Origin of the sequence: Thioalkalivibrio sp. ALE9, assembly GCF_000377445.1 — a bacterium.
Classification (GTDB): Bacteria; Pseudomonadota; Gammaproteobacteria; order Ectothiorhodospirales; family Ectothiorhodospiraceae; genus Thioalkalivibrio.
On sequence record NZ_KB898139.1, the window covers coordinates 1 to 17,131 of the forward strand.

A 17,131-nucleotide genomic window follows, 5' to 3' on the forward strand; every position below is an offset into this window, starting at 1 on the left:
CTGCCGGCACCAGCCGACGGTCGTGGCCGGGCGCAAACCCCAGGATCTTCCCGAATTCCAATGGATCAACACCGTGCTCGGCAACCTCAAGACCAGCCTGAGCGGGAGCTACCATGCATTTGCGTTCGCCAAGTACGCGGCCCGTTACCTCGCGGCATTCGCCTACCGCTTCAACCGACGCTTTGATCTGGCGACGTTGCCGGCGCGACTGCTGGTCGCCGCCGCGCACTGCCGGCCCGTGCCCGAGCGGCTCCTGCGACTAGCTGACTCTCGTTGCTAATCAGGAAACAGAAAGCGATTACGGAAAGATCGCCCGGTGAAGTCCGGGCAATAGACAAGCGACAAGGCCAGCCCCCGCCTTGCCACAGCCATTTTTACCGATTCATTGCTGCGCGGATCTTTTTGTCCGTCTTGTACTGGTTCAACGCGTACACGGACCAGATCACAGCGGGGATCCATCCAATAATGGAGAGCTGAAGAAACAGGCAGAAGATGCCCGAAAATGGTCTTCCAATGGTAAACATCTGCAACCACGGCAGAAGAAAGGCGAGAATCAATCGCATGAAACCTCCCTGGCAGGCGATCTTGGTAGCATCTGTGAACTCCGTCACAGATTAGACCGTTTAACCGTAAAGAAATCCGACATGGCTAGCAAGGCCATCACGAGTTCGGCCACCCCCCTATGGAGAGAACCCGGCTCACTCAGGCGCTTGCGGCCTCGCGGGGCAGCAGGGAGGAGATCATCCAGGTGGCGAAGATGAACAAGGTGGAGGCGATCAGCGCGCCCTCCAGGCCCCAGACCATGAAGATGGCGCCGGAGGCGACGGTGCCGACCAGACGCCCACCGGCGTTGGCCATGTAGTAGAAGCCGACCTTCATCGCGACCCGGTCGGCCTCGGCGTAGTCGAGGATCAGGAACGAGTGCACGGCGGAGTTGATCGCAAACACCACGCCGAACACGCCCAGCCCGACCATCAGCACCCAGGCCGGGTCCAGCCCCGTCTCCAGGCCGATCACGATGCCGATGGGCAGGAGCATCAGGATGAAGGCCCACAGCCGCGCGGTCAGCCCGGTCGGATGCAGCCCGTCCCGGCCCAGCAGCCGCGGCACCGAGGCCTGCACGATGCCGTAGCCGATCACCCACAGCGCCAGGAACGCCCCCACCTGCATGTGGTTCCAGTCCAGGGTCGCGCTCAGGAACACCGGCAGGGCCACCACGAACCAGACATCGCGCGCGCCGAACAGGAAGAACCGCGCGGCCGAGAGCACGTTGATCGCGGCGGAGTTGGAGAACATCTGGGTGAATTTCGGCTTGCCCCCGACCTTCCCCAGCCCGCGTGGCAAGCCAACGATGGAGAACAGCATCACCACCGCCAGCATCGCGGCCAGGATCACCAGCGCCATCTGGAACCCGACCGAGTACAGCAGCGCGCCGCCGACGAAGAAGCCGACCCCCTTCAGCGCGTTCTTCGAGCCGGTGAGCACCGCGACCCAGCGAAACAGCCGCCCCTCCCCGTCGCCGGCCACCAGCTTCACCCCGGACTTGGCACTCATCTTGTTCAGATCCTTGGCGATGCCCGACAGCGCCTGCGCGAACATCACGTAGGCCACGCCCAGCCAGGCCTCGGGCACCGTGAGCATCAGCAGCGCCGCAACCTGCAACAAGGTCCCGCCGATCATCGTCGTGTTCACCCCCAGCCGCGCGGCCAGCCAGCCGCCGGTCAGGTTGGTGATCACCCCGAACAGCTCGTAGAACAGGAACAGGAACGCGATCTCCAGCGGGCTGTAGCCCAGCTGGTGGAAGAACAACACGACCAGCATGCGGATCGCGCCGTCGGTGACGGTAAACGCCCAGTAGTTCGCGGTGATGCGCGCGTAGGCGCCCAGCCCCAGGAAGGGCGGTGCGTTCGGCGTTTCGGCCGGGCTGCCCATTCGTCTTACACGCCCTGCTCGGCCACGCGCGCGACCAGTTCGACCAGCCGGTTGGCATAGCCCCATTCGTTGTCGTACCAGGCCAGCACCTTCACCTGCGTCCCATCCACCACCATCGTCGACTGCGCATCGACAATGGACGAGCGCGGGTCGGTGCGGAAGTCGCTGGAGACCAGCGGGCGTTCCTCAAAGCCCAGGATGCCGGCGAGCTCGCCCGCGGCCGCCGAGCGCAGCAGTTCGTTCACCTCCTCCGCGGAGGTCTCGCGCGCCGCCTCGAAGGTGAAGTCCGTCAGCGAGGCATTCATCAGCGGCACGCGCACCGCATGGCCGTTCAGCCGTCCGTTCAGTTCCGGGAAGATGTCGCCGATCGCCTTCGCCGAGCCGGTGGTGGTCGGGATCAGGTTCAGCCCGGCCGCACGGGCCCGGCGCAGATTGTCGCGCGGCAGGTCCACAGGCGACTGCGTGGCGGTCATGTCATGCACCGTCAGGATCGTCCCGTGGCGGATCTCCAGAGCCGGGTGCAGCACCTTGACCAGGGGCGCCAGACAGTTGGTGGTGCAGGAGGCAGCGGTTACGACATGGTGCCGGGCCGGATCGTAGGCGGCATCGTTGACGCCCATCACTACGTTCAGCGCACGCTCGTCCTTCACCGGTGCCGCGACGACCACGCGCCGGGCCCCGCGGTCGAAGTGCGGCTGCAGGGTCTGCATGGTGCGGAAGGCGCCGCTGGCATCGATCACGATATCCACACCGGCCTCGGCCCAGGGCACCTGCCCCGGCTCGCCCAGCTGCGTGTGGCGCAGGCTGCGGCCATCGATCTGCAGGGCGTCCGGCTCGGCCTGGATGCCGTGATCCCAGCGCCCATGCACCGAATCGAACTCCAGCAGGTGTCCGGTGACCGTACCGTCCGCCGCGACCTCGTTCAGGTGCACGATCTCGAGATCGTCCCGATCCCAGGCCGCGCGCAGCGCCAGGCGGCCAATCCGCCCCATGCCATTGATGCCAACTCGTACGGCCATGACGCCCTCCCGCGAAAAATCGCGTCAGGATACTCCGCCCACATGACCAACGCATGACACCCGGCCGCTGCAAAGCCCGTTTCCACCACGAAGCTCACGAAGGCACGAAGAAGGTCAAGATCAAGGGCGATTCACAGGAAGGTTGGAAGACTGGAAGAGGGGCTGGATGGGCAAACAGCATTGCGTCTCGCCCGATCCAATCAACGAAAACCCTTCCATCCTTCCCTTCTTCCTGTGAATCGCTTTTGACCTTGTTCGTGGTGCCGATCAGTTGAGCCAGACGATGCCGGCGTTGAGGTAGATGGCAAAGCCGACCCACAGCAGGTAGGGCACCAGCAGCGCGCCGGCGATGCGGTCGATGCGCCAGAAGGCGATCAGCGTGGCGAGGATCAGCGGCCATAGGATCAGGATCTCGGCGAGCGCCAGATCCGGGCGCTGCAGGCCGAAGAAGAGCACCGACCAGCCCAGGTTCAGGGCGAGTTGCGCCAGGAACAGACCCAGCGCGACCGGCGCCCCGGTCAGGCCCACGCGGCGCCACACATGCCACGCCGCCAGCCCCATCAGCCCGAACAGCACGCTCCAGACCGGGCCGAACACCGCATCCGGCGGGTTCAACGGCGGCCGGGCCAGGGTCGGGTACCACTCGCCCACCGAAAGACTGGTGGCCCAGCCCCCCAGCCCCGCCACGGCAAACACCAGTACCATCCAGGCCAGCAGCCCGAGCATGTCCCCACCGAAAGAGCGTCGCCGCGGACGCGGCGCACGGGCCGTATCGCGTGTCATTACAGAATTCTCCTCGAGATTCGCGGTCGCATGGCAGGATGTCCCGAACAAGGCCCGGATTCCGAACCGAATTCATTCAGGATTCAGTGAACCACGCCACACTCCCCCTGACCACCCCGAAAAAAGCGAGCCGCAATGCCCCGCCCCGCCACCCTCATCACCGCGGTTCTGTTCCTCCTGGCCGCCGGCCTGCTGGGCTGGATGCTGTTCGGCCCGGATGACGAGACGGCACCCTCCGGCCGCCCCGGTGGCGGGGAGACACGACCGGTGGCCGTCGCGGTTGCCGCCATTGACACCCGCGACCTGGTCGAGCGCCGACGCTTTACCGGGAGCATCGAGGGTGCGGACCGCATCGAGATCACTCCCCGTGTCGGCGGCCGGGTCGCCGAGGTCTTCGTCAATCTGGGGGACCGCGTGGAACCGGGCGACCCCCTGCTGCAGCTGGATACCGAGGAGTTCGAGCAGGACGTCGCCCAGGCATCGGCGGAACTGGAAGTGGCCGAGGCCAGCCTGGCGGAGGCCATCGCCAGCCGCGACGCATCCCGGCGCGAGCTGCAGCGCACCCGGGAACTGCGCGACCAGGGGATCGCCTCGCGTTCCGAGCTGGAGGCCGCCGAGACCGAACTGGCCCTGGCGCAGACCCGAGTGGCCCTCGCCGAATCGCAGATCCGGCAGCGACGCTCCGCACTGCGCACGCGCGAGATCCAGCTCGGCTATACCCGCATCGAGGCGGATGCATCCAGTAGCACGCGCTGGGTGGCAGAACGGCATGTGGATCCCGGCACGGTCATCAGCGCCAGCGAGCCGGCGCTGGCGCTGGTCCGGCTCCAGCCGGTCCGGGCGATCCTGGCCGTGACGGAGTCCGACTACGGTCGGCTGTCTCCAGGTCAAGCAGCCGAAGTACGCACCGGCGCCTACCCCGACACCGCGTTCGCGGGGACCATCGCGCGGATCGCACCGGAGTTCCGCCCCGGCTCGCGCCAGGCGCGGATCGAGGTGGAACTGCCCAACGACGACGCCCGCCTGCGCCCGGGCATGTTCGTCGAGGCCGCGATCACCCTGGGCCAGCGCGACGGCGCGCGGGCCATCCCGCGCGACGCGATCATCCAGCGTGAGGCCGGGCCCACCGTTTTCAGCGTGGACCGCAGTGGCGAGCGCCCAACGGCCCGGCGCCATCAGGCCGTCACCGGTGTGCGTGACGGGGACTGGGTCGAACTGCTGGAACCCGATCTGCCACCGGGCACCGAGGTCGTGATCCTCGGCCAGCACCTGCTTGCGGACGGTACCCCGCTGCGGCTGAGCGAACCGGGCCGCATCCCCGACCGCGATGACGCGCGCGAGGCACAGACCCCGTGAATCCCGCGCGCCTGACCGTCCACCGCCCCGTGCTCACCAGCATGGTGGCGCTGATCGTGGTCATCCTCGGGCTGACCGCGCTGACGCGTCTGCCGGTGGACCTGCTGCCCGACATCACCTACCCCGTGGTCACCGTGATGACCTCCTACCCCAACGCCGGGGCCGAGGAGGTCGAGCAACTGGTCACACGGCCGGTGGAACAGGCAGCGGCCGCGATCACCGGTGCCCAGGAGATCCGTTCCACCTCGGCCGAGGGCAACAGCAACGTCCGCATCAACTTCGCCTGGGGCACGGACATCCGCCAGGCCGTGGACGACCTGCGCGATCGTCTGGCACGCATCGAGGACCGCCTGCCGGATGATGCCGACCGCCCGCTGGTGCGCCAGTTCGACACCCAGGACTCGCCCATCATGCGCCTGGGGGTGGGCTCGCAGCTGGACGCCATCCACCTGCGCACCCTGATCGACAACCGCATCGCCCCGCGCCTGGAGCGCATCCCCGGCGTGGCCGCGGTGGATACCTTTGGCGGGCTGGAGCGCGAGGTCCGCGTGGAGGTGGACCCGGAGCGTCTCGAGGCCATCGACCTGGGCCTGGACGACCTGCGCAACCGCATCCGCGACGCCAACGTGATCACCCCCGGCGGGCCGATCATGGACGGCCGGCGGGAGTACCGCCTGCGCACCCCGGCCGAGTTCCGCTCGGTGGACGAGGTCCGCGACACCATCGTGCAGCGCAGCGAGGACGGCGTGACCTACCTGCACCAGGTCGCGGAAGTGCGCGATACCCATCAGCGCGTCACCCGCCGCTTCCGGGTTAACGAGGAAGAAGGCGTCCAGCTCGCGGTGCGCAAGCTGGCCGACGCCAACACGGTCGAGGTCTCGGAGGCGGTGCACGCCGAACTGGTACGCCTGAACCGCGACTTCCCTCAGATCGACATCCGCGCGGTCACCGACGAGGCGGGGTTCATCCGCAACTCCATCACCAATGTCGGCCAGGCCATCCTCTACGGCAGCGCGCTGGCGGTACTGGTGCTGCTCGTGTTCCTGCGCAATATCCGTTACACCCTGGTGGCGGCCACCGCGATCCCGCTGGCCGTGATCGCGACCTTTGGTCTGGTGTACTTCGGCGGCTACTCGCTGAACCTGATGACACTTGGCGGGATCGCGCTGGGGGTGGGGCTGATGGTGGACAACGCCATCGTGGTCATCGAGAGCATCGCCCGCCGACGTGAAGAACACGCCGAGCAGACCGCCGCCGAGGCCGCGATCAGCGGCACCGGACGGGTCGCGCCCGCCATCATCGCCAGCACCCTGACCACGGTCGCGATCTTCCTGCCGCTGTTCTTCGCCGAGGAACTCGCCGGCCAGCTGTTCAAGCCCCTGGCGGCCGTGGTCGCCTTTGCCCTGGCCGGCTCGCTGTTCGTTGCCCTCACCCTGGTGCCGATGCTGATGGCCCGCGCTCCGATGCCCAGGCGCGACACCAGCGCCCTCGCGCGCATGGAACATCGCTACCAGGGCCTGCTACAGCGCACCCTGACCCAGCCGTGGATGGTCATCGGCATCAGCCTGCTGCTGATGATGATCGCCCTCGCCGGCCTGCGCGGCGTGGGCACCGAGTTCCTGCCCGCCACCGACGAGGGCGAGCTGCGCGTGCATGTATCCATGGAACCCGGCACCCCGCTGGAAGAGCTTTACGCCACCATGGCCGGGCTGGAGGCGATCATCCGCGACGAGGTCCCGGAACTGGAAAACCTGGTCTCCAGCTCGGGCGCCTCGGCGTTCCGGGCCTCCTCGCCGGCCTCCGGCAACATGCGCGTAATGGTCGGTTCGCGCGCAAGCCGCAGCCGCTCCTCCGATGCCATCGCCGCCGCGCTGCGCGAGGCGCTGGGCAGCCCGCCCGGGGTCGAGATCCGCGTACGCGCCTCCAGCGGGATCTTCTTCCGTGGCTTCGGCCGTGGCGCGGACGAGGAGAGCCTGTCCATCGAGGTCCGTGGCTTCGAACTGCCCACGATGAACGCGGTGGTCGAGCGGTTCAAGGCCACGCTGGCCGACATCCCCGGCGTGACCGATACCCGCGTCGGCTCCGACGGCGGTCAGCCCGAGTTCGCCACCCGCATCGACCGCGCCCGCGCCGCCGACCTGGGCGTGGACGTGCGCACCATCGCCCAGACCCTGGAGACCGCGCTGGGCGGCTCCAGCGCCGGGCAGCTGCGCGCCGGGGGCGACGAGACCCGCATCTGGGTCCAGCTGCGCGACGCCGACCAGAGCTCGCTGGACGACCTGCTGAACCTGACGGTGCGCAGCGAGGACGGCGAGCGGGTCGCCCTGCGCAGCCTCGTGTCCTTCGATACCGCGATGGGCCCCGACAGCATCCAGCGCCGCGAGCAGGCGCGCATCAGCACCCTGTTCGTGAATATCGGCGACCGCTCGCTGGGCGAGGTCGCGGCGGACGTGCGTGCCGCCCTGGCGGATATCCCGCTGCCGGAGGAGATCGACTTCTCGGTCACCGGCGATATCGAGGAACAGGAAGCCGCCTTCTCCGAGCTGCTGCTGGGCACTCTGCTGGCCACGCTGCTGGTGTACATGGTCATGGCCAGCCTGTACGAATCCCTGCGCGACCCGCTGATCGTGATGTTCTCCATCCCGCTGGCCCTGATCGGCGTCACCGCGGCGCTGCTGATCACTGACACCACGCTCAACGTGCAGTCGCTGATCGGCATCCTGCTGCTGGTCGGGATCGTGGTGAACAACGCGATCCTGCTGGTGGACCGGATGGCCCGGCGCCACCGCGACGACGGCATGGAACTGAACGCGGCGATCGTGGCCGCGGCCGGCGAGCGTCTGCGCCCGATCCTGATGACCACGCTGACCACCATCCTCGCGCTGTCGCCGCTGGCGATCGGCATGGGCGACGGTGGCGAGGCCCAGGCCCCGATGGCACGGGTGGTGATCGGCGGGCTGCTGTCGTCTACCCTGATCACCCTGGTGCTGATCCCGACGCTGTACCTGCTGTTCCACCGCCGGGGCGAACATCCACAACCGGTCTATCGAGTCGCAACGGAACATGCCTAGAAAAACGCTGACCTTCCTCGTCGCGCTCGCCCTGACCCTCCCGGCCCAGGGCGCCGACGCCCAGGACGCCACCGAGGGCCTGCGCCTGTCGCTGCCCGCCGAGGCCCTGCTGGACACCCGCCCGTTCGAGCGCGAGGCGGTGGCGGAGGAGACGCTGTCGCTGGAGGAGGCCGTCGCCCGCGCCCTGGAGAACAACCGCGGCCTGCGCGCCGAGCGCCTGCAAACGGCCATCCAGGGCACCTTCGAGGCCCAGGAGCGCGCCGTGTTCGACCCCGAGCTGTTCGCCGAGCTGGAGATCAGCCGCGACCAGAGCGTGCGCCAGCTGGAACAGATCGGCGAGACCGACACGGTGACAACCACCCGCCGTTTCGGGGAGGCCGGGATCACCCAGGCGCTTCCCACCGGCACCGACCTGACGGTCTCGCTGCGCAGTTCCCGCGCCTCCAGTTCCCGCGTGGACACCCCGCAGTTCACCACCCGCGCGGGGCTCAGCCTGACCCAGGCCCTGCTCCGGGGCGGCCGTATCGAATCCAACCTGGTGCGCCTGCGCCAGGCCAGCCTGGATGTGGAGGCCTCGGAATACGAGGTGCGCGGCTTCGTGGAGCAGCTGATCACGGACGTGGAGGGCCGCTACTGGGACCTGGTACTGGCCGACGCACAGATCGCCATCTTCGAGGAGGCCCTGGCGGTCGCCCGCGCCCAGCTGGACCAGACCGAACGCCGCATCCGGGCCGGCGACCGTCCGGAGACCGAGGCCGTATCCGCGCGCGCCGAGGTGGCGCTGCGCCGCCAGGGCCTGATCGACGCGCGGGCCGACCGTGCCCGCGCCCAGGACGCGCTGGCCCGCCTGCTGCAGGCCGACAACGGCGGGCTCTGGGATACCCGGCTGGAGGCCCGTTCGGAGCCGGAGCTGGAGCGCTACGCCCTTGAGCCCCTGGATGCCTACGTGGCGCTGGCCCGCGACCACCGCGCCGACCTCAACGAGACCCGCCTGCGCGTGCAGCGCAATCAGCTGGAGGTGGTGCGCACCCGCAACGGCCTGCTGCCGCGCCTGGACTTCTTCGTCACCCTGGGCCAGTCCGGCTACGCGGACAGCTTCAGCCGCACCTGGCGCGACCGCCAGGGCGACGGCTACGACCTGGCCGCCGGCCTGCGCTTCGAGATGCCCATCGGCAATCGCGCGGCCGAGGCCGAGCACACCCGCGCGCGCCTGACCCGCCAGCAGATCCAGGAGACCCTGGCCAACCTGGAGCAGCTGGCCATCGAGGACGTGCGCGCCACCTGGTTCGACGCCGCCCGTGTGCGCGAACAGATCCAGGCCCAGAAGGAGACGGTGGAACTGCAGGAAGAACTGCTGCGCGTGGAACAGACCCGCTTTCGGGTCGGGGCCGGGACCGCCCTGGCCGTGGCCCAGGCCCAGCGCGACCTGCTGGAGAGCCGCCTGAACCTGACCGAGACGGTGGTGCGCTTTCGCCAGCTGAGCACCGAACTGCTCAATGCCAGCGGCACCCTGCTGCTGCACCGCGGCATCGACGCCCCGGGTGCCGAACGCGTGGAGATCCGCCTGTAATCCGAATGCTGGAAGGACCGGCGCCCCGCTCAGGACGCCCGCCTATTGTCCCACGGGACGGGCACTGCCATCGGCGTCGATCTCGACGACGAGCATCGCCCCGGCCCCGATGCTGCGCCCGCTGAGCTCCATGATGTTGGCCCTGTGGGTCACGTAGACCGCAGGTCCCTGCGCCTGCCGGTATTCCTCCGCCAGGTGTTCGCGCCACGCCCGCATGCGCCGCTCCCGATGCGGGGCGTTGGTGCGAAACACCGATCCCAGGGCCTCCAGGACCACCGGTTCGCCATAGCCCAGCAGCTCCGCGGTATCGAAATTGCGACACCAGGGACCCGCGAATACCCGGATCGAATCGAGCCCGGCGGCCCGCAGGCGTTCGCCGGTCTCGCGGGCCTGCGCGCGGCCCTCCTCGGATAGATTGCGCTGCGTGGCGCAGTCGTCGACATCAAAGCCCGATGGGTCGCCAATCCCCGGCGCCAGGGCATGACGCATCAGCAGGATGCGCTGCGGCTCCTGCAACTGCGCCACGATCACACGTTCTTCGGCCAGATCGTCCGCCGCCAGCGGCACAGCGAGTGCCAGCACGATCACGGCCCAGATCCCCGGGAATGCAGAGCGTTTCATGACGCCGTTTTCCTCGTACGACGACGCCGGCAGGCGTCGGAACAGTAGCGCACCTCGTCCCAGCAGCGCGCCCACTTTCTGCGCCAGACAAACGGCCGACCGCACACGGCGCAGGTCTTTTGCGGCAGATGCGGCTTGGCATGCGCCACGGCGGTCGTTACCTCCCCGGGCGGCAGACCCCGTCGTCGCAGCGGGACCGCCAGCGATAGCGGGCGATCACGTTGTAGACGCGGTCCATCAGCCAGACAACCGGCGGGAGGCGATGCAGCACGCCGCCGAGCCAGCGGTAATACGGCAGATGCCGCCAGACCAGCACGAAGGCCCAGGCCCCGCTGCGGATGCGGCCCTCGGGACTGACGGCATGCATGCGCTGCATGGCCTGGTCCCAGGTGATGCCCCAGGCGGCGAGCGGCGCCGCATCGGCGTGAATGTCGCGCCAGTCGACCGCGGCAGCGGTATCCAGGCGCTGGTAGTGTCCGATCTCGCGACGGCACAGCGGGCAGCCGCCATCGAAGAACACGATCGGGCGTCCGGGGGCCTTTGGCGGTCGGTTCGCGGCCGGGTCAGGCATGTCCTACCGGCCCGGTCTGCTGGTGCTGCGCCTCGCCCAGCGATTTCAACGCGCGCTCCACCACATCGCGCGCGAGTCCCTGGGTCATCTCGGGGTCGGCCGGGATCATCTCGGTACGTACCGCCAGGGCCATCGCCAGGGCCTGCAGCACATCCCCGTTACAGGTGTCCCCCAGCACCCCGATCTCGTTATCCAGGGTATCGGTCAACCGGTCCAGCAACTGCTGCACCCGCACCGCCGAACCCGTCTCGGGGTGCAGACGAAACTCGAAGGACACGGCCTCGCCGCTCGGGGTCACATAGCGATAGGGCAATACGTCCATGGCTCTCTCCTTCGCGAACGGTCGGGTTGTCGAGGCGGATTTCGGGGTCGGTCGGGCAGCCCCTCCGCCATTGGGCCACGAAACGGGCAAACAGTTCGACCGGCAGCGGGCCGACACGACCGGATCGCATCGCGAAAACCGCCCCGGCCGGCACGCGCAAGCGTTATCCTTGCGCCTCATGGAGACCCGCATCCGCAACATCGACTTCGCCGGTGCGCCGCGCGCGGCAGGGGTACGGTAATGGCGGCCCGCCGCAAGCGCCGCCCGCTGCGCCGCCTGCTCCTCTGGGTGGCCGGGCTGACCGCATTCCTGCTGGCGCTGGGCATCGGGGTTATGTTCGCGCTGGTCGTGCTGTTCGCTCGCGTCGACCCGCCCTACGGCATGGCCATGGTGGTGGCCACCGACTGGCAGACCGCCTCCAACCGGCGCCCGGACTGGCAGCGTCTGGATGACCTGCCCCGCCACCTGATGCTGGCGGTGATCGCCGCGGAGGACCAGCATTTTCCCAACCATCGCGGCTTTGACTGGGGCTCGGTGCGCCAGGCGCTGGGCGATCATGTGCGCGGCGGGCGACTGCGCGGCGCCAGCACCATCAGCCAGCAGACCGCCAAGAATCTGTTCCTGTGGCACGGCCGGTCCTGGGTGCGCAAGTCGCTGGAGGCCGGGTTCACGCTGGGGATGGAGACCCTGTGGCCGAAACGACGCATCCTCGAGATCTACCTGAACCTGGCGGAATGGGGCCCCGGCATCTACGGCATCGAGAACGCCGCCCAGCATTACTTCGGTGTCTCCGCCACCGAACTGGACCGCCACCAGTCCGCGCGTCTGGCCGCCATCCTGCCCAGCCCCGGGCGCATGAACCCGGTGCAGCCGGGCCCGCAACTGGACCGCCGTATCGCCTGGGTGGAGCAGCAAATGGCCCAGCTCGGGATCGCCTGGCTGGACCCGATGCTGCTGGAGTAAGCCTCGTGCCCGGCCGACGCCGAGGTCGGGCACGGAGATCGCCCCGCGCCTTTGGCGCTCGCGATGAGCGTGCTTTCCCCCATCATGGCAAGGCTCCGCCAGGGGCGGCGGCCATCCCCGGACGCACCCCCGGCCCGCATTGTGGCGGGGAACTTCGAGCCTTTAGACTGCTCGCACTATCCGCACGGGCGAACCGCCGTTCAATAGGTCCATCGACATGGACGCCATGAGCGCGGCTCCCATGGATGCCCCCCGAACATTGAGGTTTGCCGTGACCCACCAGCGCTCGCCGTTTCGCTTCTTCTCCCGCCTGCTCGTCCTCGCCGCCCTGCTGTTCTCCGTGCCGCTGGGGGCCGTCTCTGCCCAGGATGCCGGCGCGACGGATTCCGGCAATGACCTGCGGCAGACGCTGATCGACGCGCTGGAAAACGAGGAGGCACGCGAACGCCTGCTGGAAGCCTTGCGCGCCGACAGCGGCGCCAGCGAGAGCGAGACGGCCGAAGATGCCGTCCCGGTGGACACCGGCGAGAGCGAATCCGTCGCGCGCCAGATTGCCCAGCTCACCCAGTCGCTGGCCGAGGGCACCGTGGCCGAGATCCGGGCCCTCAACGACATCGCCGCGGACATCGCCGAACAGGTCCGTGCAATCGAACCGACGGTTTTCGGGATGGCCGTGCTCGATCTGGCGATCATCATTGTATTCACCGTGGTGGTGTTCCTGATCCTGCGCCGCCTGGGTGCCCCGTTGTTTACCGGCATCGACCGCTGGGCCCTGAATGCCGCGGAGCACATGCGCCTGATGCGGGCACTGCCCGCCGTCGTCCTCGCCGCCGCGATCGACTTCCTGATCGTCATCCTCGCCTGGCTGGCCGGCTATGCCCTCGCGCTGTTCGTACTGGGCGAGTCGGGCGAGATGAACACGCGCCACTCGCTGTTCCTGAACGCCTTCCTGCTGATCGAGGTGACCAAAGCGGCGCTGCGCCTGATCTTCGCCACCCGCTACCACGGTCTGCGCCTGCTGCCGATGGCCGGGGACGAGGCCGCCTACTGGAACGCCTGGCTGGCGCGCATCGTGGGCTACATTGGCTACGGCCTCCTGCTGCTGGTGCCGATCGCCAACAACCAGATCTCCTCCGAGGCGGGGCGCTCGCTGGGGCTGATCGTGATGCTGACGGCGTTCCTGTACGCCGCCGTGATCATCCTGCAGAACCGCAGCCGGGTGCATGACCGCCTGATCGCGATGGCCAACCGGGCCGAGTTCGCCTTCACCCGGATCGTGATCTCGCTGCTGGCGAATTTCTGGCACTGGATCGCGCTGCTCTATTTCCTGGCGCTGGCCGTGGTCAGCGTCACGCGCCCGGAAGATGCCCTGCCCTTCATGGCCAAGGCCACCGGTCAGACCTTGCTCGCGGCCTTCGTGGGCGTGTTCGTCGCCAACCTGCTGACGCAGCTGATCGGCCGGCAGATCCGCGTGCCCGACGAGACCCGGGAGAAGTTCCCGTCGCTGGAACTGCGCCTGAACTCGTACATCCCGAAGGCGCTGAAGGTCATGCGCCTGGTGATCCTGCTGATCGTGCTGGCGGTGATCGCGGATGCCTGGGGTGCCTTCAGCCTGACCACCTGGCTCGCCTCCGACACCGGCATGGCGGTACTGGGCACCGCGATCTCGGTCGCCCTGATCCTGCTGGGCGTGCTCGCCATCTGGCTGGTATTCGCCAGCTGGATCGAACACCGCATGAACCCCAACACCGGCGACGGCGGTCCGACGGCCCGCGAGGCCACGCTGCTGACCATCTTCCGCAATGCGGTCGCCATCGTGCTGATCGTGATGACCACCATGATCGTGCTGGCCGAGATCGGCGTGAACATTGGGCCGCTGCTGGCCGGCGCGGGCGTCCTCGGCCTGGCCGTCGGCTTCGGCGCCCAGAAACTGGTCCAGGACGTGATCACCGGGGTCTTCATCCAGCTCGAGAACGCCATCAACGTCGGTGACGTAGTCACCGTCGCCGGAACGACCGGCGTGGTCGAACGCCTGACCATCCGCTCGCTGGGTCTGCGCGACCTGTCCGGGACCTACCACCTGATCCCGTTCTCCTCGGTCGACGCGGTGTCCAACTACATGCGTGAATTCGCCTACCACGTGGGCGAGTACGGCGTCGCCTACCGCGAGGACATCGACGAGGTCATCGTGCGCCTGCGCGAGGCCTTCGAGGAACTCAAGGAAGACCCCGACCAGGGTCCGAACATCCTCGACGAAATGGAGGTGCACGGCGTCACCGCCCTGGCCGACAGCTCGGTCAACGTGCGTATCCGCATCAAGACGCTGCCGGGCACCCAGTTCGGCCTGGGCCGCGCGTTCAACCGCCTGGTCAAGAAGCACTTCGACGCCGCCGGCATCGAGATCCCGTTCCCGCACCAGACCATCTACTTCGGTCAGGAGAAGGACGGGTCGGCCCCCGCAGCCAACCTGCGCATGATCGAGGCCGCGCCGGAGGGCAACGCCGACGACCGGGACTATTCGCGCGACCGCCGCGCCCGCCCGAACCCGAAACACAAGGGCGACTACGACGAGTCCGAGGACTGACGCAACCAGCGGGGCGAACGGCCGGCTGAGGGGCCTGCCGCCACGCGCGGTCATCTCGAGCCGGCTTACCCTTTCCGCCAGGGCGGGATTTGGGTCAATATAGCCGCATGCGACTGTTGATCCTGCTCGCGCCGTTGCTGTTGTTCCTCGCCTGGGCCCCGGGCCTCTGGGTCCGTCACGTCATGAAGAAGTACCACCAGCCGGGGGACCGCTACGACGGCACCGGCGCGGAACTGGCCCGCGATCTGCTGGACCGTCACGGGCTGCACAAGGTCCGGGTGGAGACCACCACGCACGGAGATCACTACGACCCCAACGCCCGCACCGTACGGCTGTCGCCCGAAAACCACGAGGGACACTCCCTCACGGCGGTCACCGTGGCCGCCCACGAGGTCGGACACGCCATCCAGCATGCCGAGGGCTACGCCCCGCTGCGCATGCGCAGCTACCTGGTTTGCGTCGCGGGATACGGTCAGCAGATCGGTGCCTGGCTGCTGGTCGCCATTCCCTTTGTCACCCTGCTCGCCCGGCATCCCGCGCCCGCGTTCCTGTTCCTGCTGGCCGGAGTCCTCTCCATGGGGCTCGCCACGCTGGCCCACCTGGTCACCCTCCCCACGGAGTTCGACGCCAGCTTCCGCCGGGCCATGCCGATGCTGCGTGACGGGCGTTACCTGCACCCACCCGACTACCCGCATGCGGAGCGCATCCTGAAGGCCGCCGCCTATACCTACCTCTCGCAATCCCTGATGAGCCTGCTGAATATCGCCTCGTGGTTCCGCTACCTGCGCCGCTGAGCGGCTCCGCTCGGCCTGCCTGCCCGTTGTGCGGCCAGCCGACCCGGCTGTTCCATCACCGCGGTCTCGGCGACCCCTCACCCGGTGACTATCGCCGCTGCCACCACTGCCGCCTGATCCACCTCGACACCGGGTCCTGGCCCGACCAAGAGACGGAACGCGGGTACTACCGCACCCACGAGAATCGGCCGGATGATCCCGGTTACCAGGCGCATCTCCAGCGGCTGATCGAACCGCTGCTCGAGGCCCTGCCGCCACCTGCCCGCGGCCTCGACTGGGGCTGCGGACCCCAACCCGTTCTCGCGGCCCTGCTGCGGGCGGGCGGCTACACCATGGATATATGGGACCCCACCTTTGCACCCGCCTGGCCCGACGCACCCGACTCCGGCTGGGATTTCATCACCTGCACCGAGGTGCTGGAGCACCTCCACAGTCCCCTGCATGCACTGCAAACGCTGCACACCCACCTGCGACCCGGCGGCGTTCTTGCCGTAATGACCGAATGGCCGCCCGAGGCGGACCGCTTCCGCCGCTGGCACTATCGCCGCGACCCCACCCACGTCGCGTTCTACGGTCCCGACACCCTGCACTGGATCGCCGACCGGCTGGGTTGCGCCCTCGCGCTGCCCGCGCGCGACATAGCGCTGTTCACGCGCAGCGATCCGCCCTGATCAACCCGAAACCGCGACGGGCATCACACGGATACGCCCGCCACGGGGCCCCGGGGAACTCCTCCATCCGCAGATCGTCTTCGCCAGGTGCCACTCGCCAGGTTGGACGCCCCTTGTCGGGCATGAAAGCGCCACGCTTGTTAAGCTGGGGTTAAGTGCGCTTGTCTAGGCTACCGTTACTACTTAAGCAGGAGAGACTCTATGAAGATTCGTTCCCGGTCCGTCGCCGGACTGATCGCCGCGGCCGCCCTTGCGCTGGCCAGCCCGCTCGCCATGGCGCAGGGCATGGGCCAGCAGGGTCAGGGCGGCATGGGCATGCAGGGCGGTCAGGGCGGCAACCCGCAGATGGAGATGCAGCAGCTCCAGCAGACGCTCGCCGAGACCCAGCAGCAGGCCATCCAGAACAATCCGCAGCTGGAACAGAAGGGCGAAGAGCTGGAAAATCTGGTCCTGGACAAGATGGAGTCCGCCGGCTATCAGCCGCGTCGGGACCTGGAAACCCTCGAGTCCGCCGAGGAACGCCTGCGCGATCCGGACCTCAGCGCCGAACAGCGCCAGGAAGTCATCCAGTCCGAAGACGTGCAGCAGGCGCAGATGAACCTGCAGGAGGCCCAGCAGGCGGTCGCTCAGGATGAAGAGATCCGGGAGGCCCAGGAAGCCTTGCGGGAAGACCTGATGGCCGCCATGCGCCAGGAAAACGCCGATATCGACGACGTCATCCAACGCATGCAGAGCCTGCAGCAGCAGATGCAGCAGCAACAGGGTGGCCAGGGCGGCGGCATGATGCGCTAATCGCGTCACCGTAGACCCGATGAAAAAGCCCGGTCCCCGTCAAGGGGCCGGGCTTTCTTGTGTCGGGCCCATGCCTGCATTG

At 68.1% G+C, this 17,131-nt stretch carries 18 protein-coding genes; 10 read left to right on the forward strand and 8 right to left on the reverse strand.

Translation table 11 applies throughout. The annotated features are described in order from the left end of the window. On the forward strand, positions 1 to 280 hold a 280-nt coding region (locus D106_RS14370; RefSeq protein ID WP_038045996.1), incomplete at its 5' end, for a transposase. 94 nt (positions 281 to 374) lie between these two features. On the opposite strand, the gene D106_RS0113735 is transcribed toward D106_RS14370, so the two are convergent. From D106_RS0113735 to D106_RS0113750, 4 genes are all read right to left on the reverse strand, one after another. Further along, positions 375 to 563, reverse strand: a complete 189-nt coding sequence (locus tag D106_RS0113735; protein WP_018880384.1) for a YqaE/Pmp3 family membrane protein — start codon at positions 561 to 563, stop codon at positions 375 to 377. Between the two features lie 139 nt (positions 564 to 702). Then, positions 703 to 1,932, reverse strand: a complete 1,230-nt coding sequence (gene arsJ, locus D106_RS0113740; protein ID WP_018880385.1) for an organoarsenical effux MFS transporter ArsJ — start codon at positions 1,930 to 1,932, stop codon at positions 703 to 705. 5 nt (positions 1,933 to 1,937) lie between these two features. Next, positions 1,938 to 2,951, reverse strand: coding sequence for an ArsJ-associated glyceraldehyde-3-phosphate dehydrogenase (locus tag D106_RS0113745; protein WP_018880386.1), 1,014 nt, complete (start codon positions 2,949 to 2,951; stop codon positions 1,938 to 1,940). Between the two features lie 267 nt (positions 2,952 to 3,218). Then, positions 3,219 to 3,734, reverse strand: a complete 516-nt coding sequence (locus D106_RS0113750) for a TspO/MBR family protein (RefSeq protein WP_018880387.1) — start codon at positions 3,732 to 3,734, stop codon at positions 3,219 to 3,221. Positions 3,735 to 3,869: 135 nt separating this feature from the next. On the opposite strand from D106_RS0113750, the gene D106_RS0113755 reads away from it, so the two are divergent. From D106_RS0113755 to D106_RS0113765, 3 genes are read left to right on the forward strand one after another with little or no spacing between them, the layout of a single operon-like run. After that, positions 3,870 to 5,090: an efflux RND transporter periplasmic adaptor subunit gene (locus D106_RS0113755; RefSeq protein ID WP_018880388.1), complete on the forward strand. Its 1,221-nt coding sequence runs from the start codon at positions 3,870 to 3,872 to the stop codon at positions 5,088 to 5,090. Next, on the forward strand, positions 5,087 to 8,161 hold the full coding sequence (locus D106_RS0113760; RefSeq protein ID WP_018880389.1) for an efflux RND transporter permease subunit: 3,075 nt from the start codon (positions 5,087 to 5,089) through the stop codon (positions 8,159 to 8,161). The genes D106_RS0113755 and D106_RS0113760 overlap by 4 nt, the downstream gene beginning before the upstream one ends. Then, positions 8,154 to 9,731, forward strand: coding sequence for a TolC family protein (locus tag D106_RS0113765; protein WP_018867073.1), 1,578 nt, complete (start codon positions 8,154 to 8,156; stop codon positions 9,729 to 9,731). Before D106_RS0113760 ends, D106_RS0113765 begins: the two co-directional genes overlap by 8 nt. A gap of 42 nt (positions 9,732 to 9,773) precedes the next feature. On the opposite strand, the gene D106_RS0113770 is transcribed toward D106_RS0113765, so the two are convergent. Genes D106_RS0113770 through D106_RS0113780 form a run of 4 tightly spaced genes read right to left on the reverse strand, consistent with a single transcriptional unit; the run spans position 9,774 to position 11,245 of the window. Then, a complete protein-coding gene (locus tag D106_RS0113770; RefSeq protein WP_018880390.1) occupies positions 9,774 to 10,352 on the reverse strand; it encodes a histidine phosphatase family protein in 579 nt (192 codons plus the stop codon). Next, on the reverse strand, positions 10,349 to 10,501 hold the full coding sequence (locus D106_RS14975; protein WP_081618343.1) for a DUF2256 domain-containing protein: 153 nt from the start codon (positions 10,499 to 10,501) through the stop codon (positions 10,349 to 10,351). The genes D106_RS0113770 and D106_RS14975 overlap by 4 nt, the downstream gene beginning before the upstream one ends. 8 nt (positions 10,502 to 10,509) lie before the next feature. Then, on the reverse strand, positions 10,510 to 10,923 hold the full coding sequence (locus D106_RS0113775) for a thiol-disulfide oxidoreductase DCC family protein (RefSeq protein WP_038028168.1): 414 nt from the start codon (positions 10,921 to 10,923) through the stop codon (positions 10,510 to 10,512). Next, complete coding sequence (locus D106_RS0113780; protein WP_018867076.1) at positions 10,916 to 11,245, reverse strand: hypothetical protein; 330 nt, start codon at positions 11,243 to 11,245, stop codon at positions 10,916 to 10,918. Before D106_RS0113780 ends, D106_RS0113775 begins: the two co-directional genes overlap by 8 nt. Between D106_RS0113780 and D106_RS0113785 the strand changes: the two genes are divergently transcribed. The 6 genes from D106_RS0113785 (at position 11,244) to D106_RS0113810 (ending at position 17,049) form a co-directional block, all read left to right on the forward strand. Then, positions 11,244 to 11,486 (forward strand): hypothetical protein, encoded by a 243-nt coding sequence (locus D106_RS0113785; protein WP_018867077.1) that lies wholly within the window; start codon positions 11,244 to 11,246, stop codon positions 11,484 to 11,486. The two genes, D106_RS0113780 and D106_RS0113785, sit on opposite strands and share 2 nt — an antisense overlap. Further along, entirely contained in the window at positions 11,486 to 12,208 is a 723-nt protein-coding gene (gene mtgA / locus D106_RS0113790) for a monofunctional biosynthetic peptidoglycan transglycosylase (RefSeq protein ID WP_018867078.1), read from the forward strand. Before D106_RS0113785 ends, mtgA begins: the two co-directional genes overlap by 1 nt. A 271-nt stretch (positions 12,209 to 12,479) precedes the next feature. Next, positions 12,480 to 14,792, forward strand: coding sequence for a mechanosensitive ion channel domain-containing protein (locus tag D106_RS0113795; RefSeq protein WP_018877526.1), 2,313 nt, complete (start codon positions 12,480 to 12,482; stop codon positions 14,790 to 14,792). A 107-nt stretch (positions 14,793 to 14,899) separates the two neighbouring features. Beyond that, positions 14,900 to 15,586 carry a zinc metallopeptidase gene (locus D106_RS0113800; protein WP_018867080.1) on the forward strand — a complete coding sequence of 229 codons (687 nt, stop codon included), beginning with the start codon at positions 14,900 to 14,902 and terminating at the stop codon, positions 15,584 to 15,586. Between the two features lie 26 nt (positions 15,587 to 15,612). After that, positions 15,613 to 16,257, forward strand: a complete 645-nt coding sequence (locus D106_RS0113805; RefSeq protein WP_018867081.1) for a class I SAM-dependent methyltransferase — start codon at positions 15,613 to 15,615, stop codon at positions 16,255 to 16,257. 201 nt (positions 16,258 to 16,458) lie between these two features. Continuing rightward, a complete protein-coding gene (locus tag D106_RS0113810) occupies positions 16,459 to 17,049 on the forward strand; it encodes a hypothetical protein (RefSeq protein ID WP_018875658.1) in 591 nt (196 codons plus the stop codon). Positions 17,050 to 17,131 lie beyond the last annotated feature (82 nt).